The sequence below is a fragment of the Polaribacter sp. SA4-10 genome, assembly GCF_002163835.1.
Taxonomy (GTDB): Bacteria; Bacteroidota; Bacteroidia; order Flavobacteriales; family Flavobacteriaceae; genus Polaribacter.
In genome coordinates this window covers 1,463,673-1,479,134 of record NZ_CP019331.1, presented here as the reverse complement: position 1 = coordinate 1,479,134, position 15,462 = coordinate 1,463,673, and the positions used below count along the sequence as shown (strand labels likewise).

The following is a 15,462-nucleotide window of genomic DNA, read 5'->3' as shown; positions in this document are numbered from 1 at the left end:
AAAATTATGTTTGGGAACGTTTACAATAATAAAAAAGTATTAATTACAGGTAATACTGGTTTTAAAGGCGCTTGGTTAAGTTTGTGGTTAAAACAGTTGGGAGCAGAAGTGTATGGGGTCTCTAAAGATATACCTAGTAGTCCTTCACTATTCGAAATCACAAAAATGGAATCGTTGGTAAAGCATACGTTTGCTGATATTCGTGATTTGAATAAAATAAAAGAATTGATTCATGAAATAGAACCTGATTTTGTGTTTCATTTGGCTGCGCAACCCATTGTAAAACTTTCTTATGATGATCCAATAGACACTATGTCTTCAAATATTATGGGAACAGCGAATGTGTTAGAGGCTTTACGTGTTGCTAAATTTCCGTGCACTGCTATTATGATTACAAGTGATAAATGTTATGAAAATGTTGAATGGGAATGGGGATATAAAGAAACAGATCATTTAGGAGGAAAAGATCCTTACAGTGCTTCTAAAGGAGCCGCAGAGATCATAATTAAAAGTTATTATGAATCTTTTTTTAAAGATTCAGATTCTCAGATAAAAATAGCTTCTGTAAGAGCAGGTAATGTAATTGGTGGCGCAGATTGGGCGGCAAACAGGTTGGTGCCAGATATGTTTAGAGCTTGGTCATTAGGAGAAACAGTACCTATAAGAAGCCCCCATTCTACAAGACCTTGGCAGCATGTGCTAGAACCATTGAGTGGCTATCTTAAATGTGGCCAAGAGCTATATTTAGATAAAAAATACAACGGATATGCGTATAATTTTGGTCCAAACTCAGATCAGAATAAAACAGTTTTAGAATTGCTAGAAGAAATTGCTAAATATTGGGAAGTTCAAAAGGGTGCTGATATGTATGAACTACAAGAAAATAATTCTTTTCATGAAGCAGGACTTTTAAAACTAAATTGTGATAGAGCGTTGCAACATTTTAATTGGAAACCCACCCTTCATTTTGATGAAACGGTAGCTTTTACCGCTACCTGGTATAATAATTATTATAATAATACAGCTATAGAAATGCTTGCGTTTACAAACAAACAAATTATTGAGTATGTAACAAATGCAAAAAATAGAAATAACGAATGGGCAAAATAGTTGATTTATTTCATGGCATAGAACTTACTCCTTTAAAGGTAATTGAGGGAGAAAAAGGGAATGTGATGCATGCGCTTAAATGTACGGATGTTAATTTTGAATCTTTTGGTGAATCTTATTTTTCAACGGTAGTATTTAATGATGTAAAAGGTTGGAAGAAACATAAAAGAATGGTGTCGAATTTAATAGTACCTGTTGGTGCTGTTAAATTTGTTTTTTACGATGACAGAGAAGGTAGTGCTACCTCTGATTCCTTTTGCGAAGTTGTACTTTCCGTTACTAACTATCAACGCTTAACAGTTCAACCAGGTATTTGGATGGCTTTTCAAGGGGCTTCTGAAGATTTGAATCTATTAAATAATATAGCAAGCATTCCACATGACCCTTTAGAAAGTGTGGTTGACCCAGTGAGTACCTCTAAAATAAAATTTAATTTTTAATGAAAAAGAAAAGAGTACTTATTACAGGTGGATTAGGGTATGTTGGCGGCAGATTAACAGCACATTTTGGGAATAAAAAAGAGTATTTAGTTTATGCTCTAAGCAGAAATAAAAGCTTAGAAAATAAGACCGAAAACATTATTGTTTATACGAATAATGATGTGTTAAAAGAAGGAAAACTAGATGGTGTAAAAATAGATCTTATCATCCATTTAGCAGCGATGAATGAGCATGATTGTGTTAATTTACCTCAGGAAGCAATAGATGTAAATATAAAAGGGACCGTAGAATGGTTAATTTGGGCGCATAAGAATCAAGTAAAGCAATTTATTTACTTTTCTACAGCGCATGTTTATGCGAAACCATTAGTGGGAAGATTTAATGAAGAGTCTAATGCTTTTCCTGTGCATCCATATTCTATAACACATAAAGCGGCTGAAGATTATGTTCTTTCTTATTTTTATGAACATAATTTAAATTCAAGTGTGGTGCGGCTTTCTAATTCATTTGGCTACCCGGCATTCTCAACGGCAAATAGGTGGACTTTGTTAATTAATGATATTTGTAGAAATATAGTAAATAAAAGAAAATTTCAGATTTATTCTAATAGTTTGCAGGAGCGTGACTTTATTTCATTAAAAAATGTTTGTTCCGCTGTAGACGCTTTAATTGATTATGATTTTGTTAAAACAGATAATAGGATTTTTAATGTTTGTAGCTCTGAAAGTAAAACATTGCTTTCTGTTGGTCTCTGGGTAAAGGGTATCGCTGAAGATTACTTAAATGAAACTATTGAGTTTGAATATAAGGTTAATAAAAGTGAAAAAATAGAACCTTTAAATCTTTCGAATGAAAAGCTTAAGAATATTGGATGGAGTCCAAATACCGAATACGATAAACTTGAAATTGAAAAGACGTTAGATTTTTTTAAAAATTATTAAAATAAATGAGAGTTTTAGCAATATCTACAAGTTCTTGGAATTCTAATAACAGAGAGTTTTACAGAAGGTTAAGTCTTAACGGGATTAATTTAAAATTAATTGTGCCGGAATCTTGGGATTTTGGAAAAGGAGCTAAACCTGCTGATATTATAGCTAATGAAGATCCAGATATTGCTTTCTTAACACCATCCAACTATCATCAAAGATTATACTATTTAAAGGGAATAAAAAAGGTAGTAAATGAATTTCGACCTGATGTAATCTATTATGAAGGGGATCCAGGAAGCATAATGTCAGTATATTTAGGTTTTATGGCTAGACGAAGTCATTCTAAGTTTATAGCTCTTTCATGCGAAAATTTATCGCAAAGACCATTTGATGTAATAAAAAGGGAAGGAATTGGTCAACTTCATAACTCTTTACTAAAATATTTGTTAATAAGATTGTCAAGGTCTAAAATTGATGATTTATTAGTAATTAATAATGATGGTTTAAAATGTTTTAAAAGGATTGGGTTTAAGAAGGTGACTAAAATACCTTTAGGTTTCAATGAATCAATTTTTAAACTTAATTTAGATGCTAGAAAAAGGGTAAGGTCTAGATTGAATATTTCGAAAGATACAATTGTTATTTCTTATTTTGGTCGACTTGTTTTTGAGAAGGGAGTCCATATTTTAATTGATGCTCTTAATAATTTAAAGGTTGATAATTGGGTTTTTTTAATAGATGAATTTTCGGGATATAAGAACGATTATCAAAATGTGATAGAGGAAAAAATACTAAAATCCAAAATTAAAACCAAAACTATTTTTTTTAAAGCAAATCATACTGAAATTGCTGATTATATGAATGCTACAGATATTTCGGTGTTAGCCTCTATACCTACTAATAAATGGGTGGAACAATATGGAAGAGTTGTTCCAGAAGCAATGGCTTGTGGCAATAGGGTAATAGTCTCGGATATAGGTGCTCAAAATGAGTTTTTCTCAAAAGATTATTTTTACAAGTTTAATCATAATAATCACCTTAGCAAACTTCAAACTTTAATAGAGAAAAGTTGTTTTGATTATAATAACGGTTTATTAGATAGAGAATCGATAAGTTTGTATTCACAAGAAAATTTTGGAATAAATAAACAATTAAACATTTTTTTAAAAATCATAAAAAATGAAAAATAATCCTACTAGGATATTAATTTCTGGTTCTAAACTCAACTCTAATGTATTGGGTAATTATTACTACAATCATTTATGCAATAGTGAAAATGTTATTGTTGAAAAATTGAAGTTTCATGATATTCACAATAATAAACTTAGAAAAAGCTTTATTTACAGATTATTATTTCATTTTTTTCCGCGTTTTTTGATAAAAAGAAACAATAAAAATTTTGTAAGGCAGGTAGCTGAATTTTCTCCAAATTATATTGTTGTTTTTAAAGGTTCAGAAATATCTTTGGACTCTTTAAAAATTATAAAAGATAAAGGAATTAAGTTATTGAATTATAACTTGGATCATCCGTTTGAATATTTTAGTAAAGGAAGTGGAAACAAATTTGTTAGAAATGCAATCCCATTTTATGACAAGCATATTACATATAGTAAAGAAATTCAAAAGCAATTGTTGGAAACCTATAAAATAAAAGCTCTCTATTTACCATTTGGATATGAATTAGAGGAGTCTAAATTTGAAGAATTAAAATTAAAGGATAAAAATAATGAGGTGGTAAAGGCATGTTTTGTTGGAAATCCAGATTCTAATAGAGCAGAGATTATTAATGGCTTAGCGGACAAAGAGATTCAAATTGTAGTTTTTGGTGAAAATTGGAATAAATTTTTAAAAACAAGCTCTTATATAGAAGTATATCCTCAAGTTAATGGTGATGCTTATTGGGAGACTCTTGGGAAATATAGAGTTCAGATAAATATTTTTAGGCCTCATAATATTAATTCACATAATATGCGAACTTTTGAAGTTCCTGCCATTGGAGGAATAATGCTTGCTCCGAAAAGTCTTGAACACGAAATCTTCTTTAAGAATAACGAGGATTGTTTTATATATAGTAATTTTAATGATTTGGTTTCCAAAGTGACTTATGTTTTGAATTTAAGTTTTGAAGAAGCATCTATTATTAGAAAAAATGCAAGGAAAAAGAGTGTTTCTCAAGGATATAGTTATGCCGCAAGAACACAAGAATTATTAACGTATTTAAAAAACACATAAATGTTTATACCCATTTCACAACCATCTATCACTCAAAAAGAAATAGATTATGTTACAGATGCAGTCCGTTCTACTTGGATTTCAAGTTTAGGAAAATATATTGATAGATTTGAAGCAGAGTTTGCAGATTTCTGTGGAACACGCTACGCTATATGTGTTAGTAACGGTACAGTTGCAATTCAATTGGCATTAACAGCGAATGGCATTGGCAAAGGTGATGAGGTAATCATGCCTAATTTGTCTTTTATTGCTACCGCAAATGCTACATTACATTGTGGTGCAACACCTGTTTTTGCAGATGTTGATGCTAATAATCTATGTATAGATCCAAATGTAATAGAGAGTTTAATCACGCCTAAAACGAAAGCAATAATGCCAGTGCATCTATATGGTCATCCTGCACAAATGGACAAAATACTCGAAATAGCAAATAAACATGGTCTTTGGGTTATAGAAGATGCCGCTGAAGCACATGGTGCAACAGTAAAAGGGAAAAGAGTAGGCTCATGGGGGCATTGTGGTACTTTTAGTTTTTATGGAAATAAGAATTTAACAACAGGCGAAGGTGGGATGATAACCACTGATGATGAAGATTTTTACAATCGATGTAAACATTTGAGAGATCATGCAATGAGTAAGGAGAAACGTTATTGGCATACCGCTCCGGGTTTTAATTATCGAATGACAAATATTCAAGCCGCCCTGGGATGTGCTCAGTTAGAGAGAGTTCAAGATTTTATGGATAAACGCCAAACTATATTTGCTTGGTACAAAAAATACCTTGTTAAAAAAGAAGGTGTAAGTTTAAATAAGACAGATACTTGGGCAACCAATGCTTATTGGTTAATTTGTCTTAACAATATTGAATGGAATCTGGAAAGTAGAGATGAGTTTATGACAGAGTTAAAGAAAAGAGGAGTTGATTCTAGACCGTTTTTTTATCCAATGTCACAAATGCCATATATAAATGAATCTGTTCATACACCTGTTACAGATATTGTATATCAACAAGGAATTAATTTACCTACTTATTTTGATTTAAAAGAGGAACAAGTAAAATTTATTTGTAAAGTAATAACACAATTGTTGAATGATTAATCATTTAAAAAAAATAGTAGAGTCCTTAATTAGAAATATTAGCGGTTCTATTGGACGTAGAATAAGGTTTTTCTATTACAATAGACAATTTAAAACTTGCGGTAAAAATATAGTAATTGATGAAGGTGTCTTTTTTGAAAATTTAAAAAACATTTCGTTAGGGAGTAATATTTGGTTTGATAAAAACACGATTTTAATAGGGGGAGCTTTTAACTCAAAAAATAGAAATTACCATGTAAAAGGGGAAAAGAAAATACCTTGGGGTGAATTACTTATTTCTGATGGAGTGCATATAGCCCCATTTTCATTAATACAAGCTCATGGAGGTGTGAGAATTGGAGAAAATGTTACGGTGGCATCAGGAGCTAAAATTTATAGTTTATCTCATCATTATAGAAATTTAAATACACCAGAGGATGAAAAACGATATTCTTTTTCTTCAATGGCTAAAAGTGAAGATCAATTTCTTATTGTAGGCAATGTTATTATAGGAAAGAATGCAGCTATAGGGTTAAATTCTGTTGTATTGCCTGGAACTGAGATACCAAACGGAACTTGGTTAGGGGTATTGAGTTTAATAAGTGGTGAAAAAGTAAAACCAAATACAATCTTATCATCAATAAAATAATTTTAAATGAAAAAAATTTTATATTTAACAACTGGGTGTTTTGATAAAGGTGGAATTAGTAGATATAACCGCTATCAAATACGTTGTTTAAGAGAATTAGTGGGGGAGCAAAACGTAAAAGTTTTTTCATTATTAGGACCTCAATTAGGTGATTTTGAGGAGGAGTTTAAAGTGTCTTGGAATGGGTGGGGCGCTTCATTATCAAGTAAATTAGTTTTTACTTTTAAGGTTTTATTTAATATCTTTTTTTGGAAGCCAGATATTGTTTGGCTAGGGCATATTAACCTTACTGAAATTTTAATAAAGTTTAAACTAATCAATAAAGTTAAAAGTGTTTTAAATATTTATGGCCTTGAAATTTGGAGTGGTTTAAGACCTGATGTGGAAAAGGGATTTAAAAGGGTTACACACGTAATTTCAGATTGTCATTTTACATCTAATTACGCTATAAATGAGGGATTTAGGAGCTCCGATTCTATTGATGTTATTTGGGATTGTGTTGATTTTGATAAGTTTAATGAAGTTATTGCAGATGATGAAGACGATTTTTATAAAAAGTATAATTTGCCAGACCCAAGCATTTATCCTTGGATTTTAACATTGGGTAGATTGTCTTATGCTGCTTCGCATAAAGGATATGAGAGATTGTTAGAAGTGTTCTCAAAAGTGGCATTGAAAGATGAAAATGCTGTGTTGGTTTTTGCAGGTAAAGGAGATATGATTGAATTTTTGAAAGAATTAGCGAGTAATTTAAATATATCAGATCGTGTCTTTTTTTCAGGAATGGTTCATGAAGATGATTTAGCAAAGTTTTATAGAGCTTCAAGAATTTTTTCTTTAGTATCTGACAGGGGAGTTGGCAGAGGAGAAGGTATCCCATTGACTCCTCTAGAAGCAATGGCTTGTGGATCACCTATTATTGTGGGCAATCAAGATGGTTCACAAGAAGCAATATTTAATAATGAAAATGGTTTTTGTATTTCACCCTTTGATTACGATAACCATGAAAACGCGTTACTATCAGTAATAAAGAATGATGTTCAATTCAAAAAAAAATCTAAAGCCGCAGTGAGAATTGCACATAAATATTTTTCATATGATACTTTTAAATTAAAGCATGAAATTTTTTTAAAAAAAATAAAGAATGATTGATAATTTAATAATTTTATTATTTGTTTTTTCTAGTTATCGTTTGGTTAAAAATATAGGGAAATCGTTTCCATTGTTTGAGTTAATTACAGTTTTATATCTTTTGCAATATTGTATTGCTCCGATGTATGTTTATAATTATAGTAATGAAAATTCAATGCCAATGAACAAAGACGAATATTTAAACTATGCTATTATTTCTTGTGCTTGTTTTATTATTGGTTTATTTTCGGTAAAAAATCAATTTAAATTAACTAAAGTTACTATTTCAAGTAGGATTGCTTCAAAATTAGGTAGGGCTCTTTTATTTATAGGTGTTTTAGCAGGTGTTTTAATGCTTTTCTTACCAGGTTCTCTGGGCTCTATTGCTAATTTTTTCATTCTATTCAAGACAATTGGAATATACAGTTTAATTTTTTCAAAAAGGAAAAGTGATAAAATTATTGTAATCATATTTTTTTTAGAAATAGCTTTGAGTTCAATTCTAAATGCACTCTTAATAGAGTTTATTATTTTTTCAATATTTTTCTCAATATTTTTCGCTCTACGTTATAAAATAACCAATAAGGTTAAATATTTTATTATTTTCTCTAATTTTATCTTTTTACTGGTATATCAAAGTGTGAAACACGAATACAGAAGGAATACTTGGGAAAGCAACACTAATCAAGGATTTAACTCTAAGTTAAATTTACTATCAAATCTTCTTGATAAAGATTCTTTTAACTCAATATTTAGTACGGATTTTTTTAAAAATGAATCTGTACATGTTACAATGAGTAGATTAAACCAGGGATGGCACACTTCTATGGTCTTAAACCATGTTCCCACTGTTGTGGACTATCAATATGGATCGGATTTTTTAAATGATATTATATCTGCAATATTACCTCGATTTGTGTGGCCGGATAAAAGAATTGTTAATGACTATAAAAGATTCAATCATTTCACAGGTTATAGTCTAAGAGAGGGGACAGCTATGACTTTTGGGATTTTAGGAGATTTTTATCTAAATTTTGGTTTTTTAGGTTCCTTTATAGCACTTTTTATTTTTGGTCATATTATATCAAGGCTTTTATTACTTTTTTATAAACACTATGTTTTTAAAAACCATCTTAATTTAATTTGGTTACCATATTTTTTTTCTTATTTAATAAGGCCAGGAAATGAGTTTTATATGGTTTTAAATCATTTGATTAAAGCATACATACTTTTTTATATTATAAATAAATTTTATTTAGCTTATTTAATACAAAAAACACCTTATGAAAGTAATGAAAAAAGCTAAATTATTGATTTTTATCGATTGGTTTCTACCAGGTTATAAAGCAGGAGGTCCTATACAGTCCATCTCCAATTTTGTAAATCATTTTGGAGCTATATTTGATATTTCTATTGTGACGTCCAATAAAGATTTAGGTGCTACTGAACCCTATGATGCTATTGATTCGAATGTTTGGATAATACGAGATAATTATAGAATTAAATATGTTGACAAACAGCATTTGAATATTTCGAACTATCGTTTCTTGTTGAAAGAAGAGTCCTATAATACGGTATATTTTAATTCATTATTTTCCGTTTATTTTGCCTTACTTCCTTTATGGTTTGCCGTGCGTTATAAAATGCGCGTGGTATTAGCACCCAGAGGAATGTTAGGAGCAGGAGCCTTAAAGTTGAGTAAAAGAAAAAAACAGTTGGTACTTTTGTTTTTAAAAATGTCAGGGATTCCGAATAAAATTATTTGGCAGGGAACAGCAAGTACTGAAATACTAGAAATTAAAAAGTGCTTTGGAGAGAAAATGCAGGTGAAATTGGCAGCAAACCTTTCAGCTAAAATGTCTGAATCTTTAGTTACCAAGCAAAAAGAGACAGCTACCTTAAATTTATTTTTTTTATCAAGAATTTCCGAAAAGAAAAATTTAATTGGAGCATTGCGTTATTTGAACGAAGTTAAGGAGTGTTATCAAGTTAATTTTTCTATTATTGGCCCTATTGGTGCACCGGGGTATTGGGAAGAATGTGAATTGTTAATTAAAAAATTACCCAAACATATTACTGTAAATTATTTAGGCGCCATTCCTAATTTAAAATTGCCTGCAATATTAAAACATCAACATGTAATGTTGTTGCCTACGTTTCATGAAAATTTTGGACATGTTATATTGGAAGCCTTTCAAGCAGGATGCCCGGTGATTTTATCCAATCAAACCCCATGGCTTGATTTACATAATAAGAAAATAGGGTATGACATTCCTTTGGATAAGCCAGAAGATTTTATCTTTGCCATTGAATCTTTTGCTAAAATGAATGAAGAAGACTACGAACAATGTTCATGGAATGCATTTAATTTTGCAAAGGAATTCTGTAATAATAAAGAGGTTATTGATGCAAATAGGAATCTGTTTAATTAATCATAAATAATAATAAGCTATTAAATGTATACTATCAGTTTCAAATCAGATAAAGATTATTCCTTTAGTCGGTATAAATTAATAAATAAAATATGAAAAAAATATTAGTAACCGGTGGAGCAGGTTTTGTGGGTTCTCATTTATGTGAACGTTTGTTAAAAGAAGGAAATGAAGTAATTTGCTTGGATAATTATTTTACAGGAAGTAAAGAAAATATTGTACACTTATTAGACAATCCTTATTTTGAATTGGTTCGTCATGATGTAACTGAGCCTTATATGGGTGAGGTTGATGAGATTTATAATTTAGCGTGTCCTGCATCTCCGGTGCATTATCAACACAACCCTATAAAAACTATTAAAACCAGTGTAATGGGGGCTATTAATATGCTTGGTTTGGCTAAAAGAGTCAATGCGAAAATATTACAAGCATCCACAAGTGAAGTCTATGGAGATCCATTGGTACATCCGCAACCAGAAAGTTATTGGGGTCACGTAAACCCGATAGGGATTAGGTCTTGTTATGATGAAGGAAAACGTTGTGCAGAAACTTTGTTTATGGATTATCACAATCAAAATGGAGTAAAAATTAAAATTATACGAATTTTTAATACCTATGGCCCCAATATGAACCCAGAAGATGGTCGTGTAGTATCTAATTTTATTGTGCAAGCTTTAAAAGGAGAAGATATTACTATTTTTGGAGATGGGAGTCAAACAAGAAGTTTTCAATATGTTGATGATTTGGTAGAAGGAATGGTCCGTATGATGAACAGTAGAGATGAATTTTTGGGCCCTGTCAATATTGGTAATCCAGTAGAATTTACGATGTTAGAATTGGCTGAACTAGTAATTAAATTAACTAATTCCTCTTCGAAAATAATATATTTACCATTGCCACAGGACGATCCAACCCAAAGAAAACCGGTCATAGAACTGGCTTTTAAAGAATTGAATTGCTGGCAACCTAAAACTCACCTAGAAGAGGGGCTTATTAAAACAATTTCATATTTTAAAAAGGTTATCTAGTAGTATCTATAAAGTCAAAAAAACATAATTTTGTAAGCCTATGGAACTTATTTAAGTTTGCAAATCATATTAATAAATTCTATTTAAAAAATGAAAAAATTCACATTAGGTATAAATGCATATCATGCTGATAGCTCAGCCGCACTATTAATTAACGGAGAAGTTATATGTGCCACAGAAGAAGAGAGATTCACCAGACAAAAACATTGGGCTGGTTTACCACTAAAATCGATAGAGTTTTGTTTGCAATCGCAAGATTTAAAAATGAGCGACATATCAAGTATTTGTGTTGGAAGAGATCCTAAAGCTAAGATTTTTAATAAAATGAGGTACATGGCAAAAAACATTAAGCCATCTATTTCTATGCTAAAACAAAGATTTGCCAATCGATCAGATTTAAATTCCTTGGAGGAAAATATAAAAAATCATTTTGGATTCTGTCCTAAAATAGAGTTTATTGAACATCATAGAGCTCACTTAGCATCAGCATTTTTTTCAAGTCCTTTCGAAGAAGCTACTTTAATATCAATTGATGGTTCTGGTGACTTTTCTACTATTATGATAGGGAAAGGTATTGGTAATAAAATTGAAATCATAGAATCTCAAGATTTCCCTATTAGTATTGGTTTGTTTTATAGTGCCTTTACTCAATTTTTAGGTTTTCCATATTATGGTGATGAATACAAAGTTATGGGATTGTCTCCTTACGGATCCCCGGAGTATCTGGAAGAAATGAGGTCTGTAATGTGGAGTGGAGATAAAAATATTTTGGAATGGAATTCAAGTTTTTTCAACTTAAACAGTGGTACTTTATCGTACAGTGATAATAATCCTAATGTTAGTCAGTTATTTGATGAAACTAATTTTGAAAAATTATTTGGAAAAAAAAGGTCAAAAAATGAAGAAATTAATCAAAGACACAAAAACATCGCTTCAAGCCTTCAGAGGAGAACTGAGGAGTTGATTTTTGAAGTTATTGAAAGAGCTTTTAAACAAACAAGTATTTCTAACTTATGTATTGCTGGAGGTGTAGCGCAAAATAGCGTTGCTAACGGTAAAATACTAAATAATACATCTATTAAAGAAATATACATACCTAGTGCAGGACACGATGCGGGAATTTCAATGGGTGCCTCACAATATCATTATTTTCATAATTTGGATAGTAAAAGAATAGCACCTTTATATAATGCTAATCTTGGAATCTCTTTTTCTAATGAAGAAATTAAAGAAATAATTGAGAAGTTAGATTTAAAATATAAATATTTAGAAGACAATACACTTTTTAAATACATAGCAAAATCAATTTCTAATAATAATGTAATTGGGTTTTTTGATGGAAAAGCCGAATTTGGACCAAGGGCATTGGGTAGTAGGTCTATATTAGCAGATCCAAGGAATTCTAAAGCACAACAACTTCTAAACGAAAAAATTAAAAAAAGAGAGTCTTTTAGACCTTTTGCACCTAGTATACTTGAAGAGTTCGGAGAAGAATATTTTGAAAATTACCAATTTACTCCCTTTATGGAGAGAGTTCTTCCAATTAGAAAAGAAAAACAGAAACTTATTCCAGCGGTTACTCATGTTGATGGTAGCGGTAGACTTCAGTCTGTAAAAGAAGAGTTAAGACCAAGGTACTATAGATTGATAAAAGAATTTTATGAGATAACAGGTATACCAATCTTAATTAACACTTCTTTTAATGAAAATGAACCAGTAGTAAATATTCCAGAGGAAGCAATAGATTGTTATTTGAGGACTGATATGGATATGTTAGTTTTAGGTAATTATGTTTTAGAAAAATAATGAAAGTATCTATAATAACTGTGTGCTTTAATAGTTCAAAAACTATTGAAAATACCTTTAAATCTATAAAAAGACAGTCACATAACAATATTGAGTATCTGGTTATAGATGGGGGGTCTACTGATGGCACTCTTGAATTAATCGAAAAGTATAAAAGTATTATCTCAGTATTTATTTCCGAACCTGACAAAGGTTTGTATGATGCCATGAATAAAGGAATTAAATTAGCTACAGGAGATCTTATAGGTATTTTAAATTCAGACGATATTTTTACAGATAATACTGTTTTAGAAAATGTAGCGAATTTTCATTTAGAGAATAATATAGATGCTTCTGTAGGTAACATTATACAATTTAATGAAGAAGGTAAAACTGTCAGGAAATATTCTGCAAAAAACTGGAATCCAGAAAAATTAAAAATAGGTTTTATGCCTGCGCATCCTGCAATTTTTTTCAAAAAAGAATTATTTAATAAATTTGGAGATTATCAATTAGACTTTACAATTGGTGCAGACTACGAGCTAATAACGCGTTTTTTCTTGAAACATAATATTTCATGGAAATTCTCTAATATTACAACAACTTCGATGCTAATTGGTGGTTTAAGTAGTTCTGGAATTAGTAGTTATCAATTAATTTCTAAAGAAATTAAAAAAGCATTAACTAGAAATAATATAAGATTTAATTATTTAAAAGTACAATTAAGAGGGTTTTGGAAAATAATAGGATTTTTAAACAAAAAGTAGTTTGAATAATAACTTACATGTAATTACAGGAAATAAGGGGTTTGTAGGTATAAACCTTATTAGTTATTTAAACCAAAGTGGTAAGAATACCATCGGTGTTTCTAGAACTCCAATTTTAGATGAGTTGAGTTATGAAGCTTTAAATCTAGAAAAGCTAAATCAATCAAAAAGTTGTATTCATTTAGCAGGTAAAGCACACGATTTAAAGAAAACTTCAGAAGACGCAGCATACTTTGAGGTAAATACTGAACTCACAAAAAAACTTTTTGATCAGTTTTTAAAAAGTGATTGTGAAGTTTTTATTTATATGAGTTCTGTAAAGGCAGCTGCAGATGTCGTAGAAGGCGTTTTAACTGAAGAGGTTACTCCGAATCCAGTAAGTGTTTATGGAAAATCTAAATTAGCAGCAGAAAATTATATTTTATCAAAAGTAATTCCTAGTACTAAAAGAGTATATATATTAAGGCCTTGTATGATTCATGGTCCAAAAAATAAAGGGAATTTAAATCTTTTATATCGTTTTATTTCTAAAGGAATACCTTATCCATTTGGTAAGTACGAGAATAAAAGATCTTATGTTTCTGTAGAGAACTTATGCTTTATCATCAATGAATTAATTGATAATTCTAAAATTGAATCTGGAGTTTATAATATTGCAGATGATGAAAGTGTATCTACTAAAGAATTAGTTACGATCATTGGTGAAACGATTAATAAGCCCTCTAAAATAGTAAACATTCCAAAATTTTTAGTCAATTTGTTTGCTGAAATTGGAGATTTTCTGCCTTTACCAATCAATTCAGAAAGAGTACAGAAGTTAGTAGAAAGCTATGAGGTTTCTAATCATAAAATCAAAAAAGCGATTCAAAAAGATTTACCTTTATCAGCAAAAAAAGGAATTGAAAAAACAATTTCATCATTTTAAACTATGAAAATTTATATTATTGTTTCAATTATTTTGGCTGTTCTTTCTTTTTTATATTTAAAGTTAGCTATAAAATTTAAAATAATAGACAAACCCAATGAAAGAAGCTCACATACTAAAATTACAGTTAGAGGCGGAGGTATTATTTTCCCTATCGCTATTTTGTTATTCTTTTTTTTTAATGATTATCAATATACATATTTTGTTTTAGGTGTTTTTTTAATTTCTGTTATTAGTTTTTTAGATGATATGTATACATTAACTTCTAAAGTTAGATTTCCTTTTCAATTATTAGCTGTGGTACTGGTTTTGTATCAAGTAGGTGTTCCCATTGAAGCGTTGTCTTTGTTTTACTTAATTTTAGGTATTGGGACGATCAATTTATTTAATTTTATGGATGGCGTCAACGGAATTACTGGTTTGTATTCTATTGCAGTGCTATTCGTTTTTTATTTTATAAATTTAAATGAAGAAATTATAAATCCAGATTTGATTGTTTATAGTTTAATTTCACTCATTGTCTTTGGTTTTTATAATTTCAGAAAAAAAGCCATTTTTTTTGCAGGAGATATTGGTAGTGTTGCCCTTGGTGTTCTGGTCTTTTTTATAGGCTTATATTTTGCTGTAGTATTAAAATCACCATTAATTATTTTAGCTATTATCGTTTACGGTGCAGATGGCGGAAACACACTGTTATATCGAATATTTTATACAAATGAAAGTGTTTTTGATGCTCATAGACATCATATCTATCAAAAATTAGTAGATATCAAAAAGATGTCGCATTTAAAAGTGTCACTTATTTACACTATAATTCAGTTATTAATGAATGCGATTCTCTATAAAACATATCAATTAGAATTGCAAACTCAATTTTTAATTTTAATAACTATTATTTCTTTTTTCATTCTGTTGTATATATTTATATTTCAAAAGTTAAAAGTAAGAAATTAAATA

The 15,462-nt window shown here is 30.0% G+C and carries 15 protein-coding genes; all 15 read left to right on the top strand.

What is annotated here, in order from left to right:
- Positions 1-6: 6 nt before the first annotated feature.
- The 15 genes from rfbG (at position 7) to BTO04_RS06415 (ending at position 15,459) form a co-directional block, all read left to right on the top strand.
- Complete coding sequence (gene rfbG / locus BTO04_RS06485) at positions 7-1,110, top strand: CDP-glucose 4,6-dehydratase (RefSeq protein ID WP_087563729.1); 1,104 nt, start codon at positions 7-9, stop codon at positions 1,108-1,110.
- A complete protein-coding gene (locus tag BTO04_RS06480; RefSeq protein ID WP_087563728.1) occupies positions 1,098-1,550 on the top strand; it encodes a WxcM-like domain-containing protein in 453 nt (150 codons plus the stop codon). Before rfbG ends, BTO04_RS06480 begins: the two co-directional genes overlap by 13 nt.
- Complete coding sequence (locus BTO04_RS06475) at positions 1,550-2,491, top strand: SDR family oxidoreductase (protein ID WP_087563727.1); 942 nt, start codon at positions 1,550-1,552, stop codon at positions 2,489-2,491. The genes BTO04_RS06480 and BTO04_RS06475 overlap by 1 nt, the downstream gene beginning before the upstream one ends.
- A 5-nt stretch (positions 2,492-2,496) precedes the next feature.
- Entirely contained in the window at positions 2,497-3,669 is a 1,173-nt protein-coding gene (locus tag BTO04_RS06470) for a glycosyltransferase family 4 protein (protein WP_087563726.1), read from the top strand.
- Positions 3,659-4,711 (top strand): glycosyltransferase, encoded by a 1,053-nt coding sequence (locus tag BTO04_RS06465; RefSeq protein WP_087563725.1) that lies wholly within the window; start codon positions 3,659-3,661, stop codon positions 4,709-4,711. Before BTO04_RS06470 ends, BTO04_RS06465 begins: the two co-directional genes overlap by 11 nt.
- Complete coding sequence (locus BTO04_RS06460; protein WP_087563724.1) at positions 4,712-5,809, top strand: DegT/DnrJ/EryC1/StrS aminotransferase family protein; 1,098 nt, start codon at positions 4,712-4,714, stop codon at positions 5,807-5,809.
- Positions 5,802-6,437 carry a hypothetical protein gene (locus BTO04_RS06455; protein WP_087563723.1) on the top strand — a complete coding sequence of 212 codons (636 nt, stop codon included), beginning with the start codon at positions 5,802-5,804 and terminating at the stop codon, positions 6,435-6,437. The genes BTO04_RS06460 and BTO04_RS06455 overlap by 8 nt, the downstream gene beginning before the upstream one ends.
- A gap of 6 nt (positions 6,438-6,443) precedes the next feature.
- Positions 6,444-7,589: a glycosyltransferase family 4 protein gene (locus tag BTO04_RS06450; RefSeq protein WP_087563722.1), complete on the top strand. Its 1,146-nt coding sequence runs from the start codon at positions 6,444-6,446 to the stop codon at positions 7,587-7,589.
- Complete coding sequence (locus BTO04_RS06445) at positions 7,582-8,874, top strand: hypothetical protein (protein WP_087563721.1); 1,293 nt, start codon at positions 7,582-7,584, stop codon at positions 8,872-8,874. The genes BTO04_RS06450 and BTO04_RS06445 overlap by 8 nt, the downstream gene beginning before the upstream one ends.
- On the top strand, positions 8,852-10,000 hold the full coding sequence (locus BTO04_RS06440; protein ID WP_087563720.1) for a glycosyltransferase family 4 protein: 1,149 nt from the start codon (positions 8,852-8,854) through the stop codon (positions 9,998-10,000). The genes BTO04_RS06445 and BTO04_RS06440 overlap by 23 nt, the downstream gene beginning before the upstream one ends.
- A gap of 92 nt (positions 10,001-10,092) precedes the next feature.
- A complete protein-coding gene (locus BTO04_RS06435) occupies positions 10,093-11,028 on the top strand; it encodes a UDP-glucuronic acid decarboxylase family protein (protein ID WP_087563719.1) in 936 nt (311 codons plus the stop codon).
- 90 nt (positions 11,029-11,118) lie between these two features.
- Complete coding sequence (locus tag BTO04_RS06430) at positions 11,119-12,834, top strand: carbamoyltransferase C-terminal domain-containing protein (RefSeq protein ID WP_087563718.1); 1,716 nt, start codon at positions 11,119-11,121, stop codon at positions 12,832-12,834.
- Positions 12,834-13,580, top strand: coding sequence for a glycosyltransferase family 2 protein (locus BTO04_RS06425; RefSeq protein ID WP_087563717.1), 747 nt, complete (start codon positions 12,834-12,836; stop codon positions 13,578-13,580). The genes BTO04_RS06430 and BTO04_RS06425 overlap by 1 nt, the downstream gene beginning before the upstream one ends.
- Position 13,581: 1 nt before the next feature.
- Positions 13,582-14,505, top strand: a complete 924-nt coding sequence (locus BTO04_RS06420) for an NAD-dependent epimerase/dehydratase family protein (RefSeq protein WP_087563716.1) — start codon at positions 13,582-13,584, stop codon at positions 14,503-14,505.
- A gap of 3 nt (positions 14,506-14,508) precedes the next feature.
- A complete protein-coding gene (locus BTO04_RS06415; protein WP_087563715.1) occupies positions 14,509-15,459 on the top strand; it encodes a glycosyltransferase family 4 protein in 951 nt (316 codons plus the stop codon).
- The last annotated feature ends 3 nt before the right edge of the window (positions 15,460-15,462 follow it).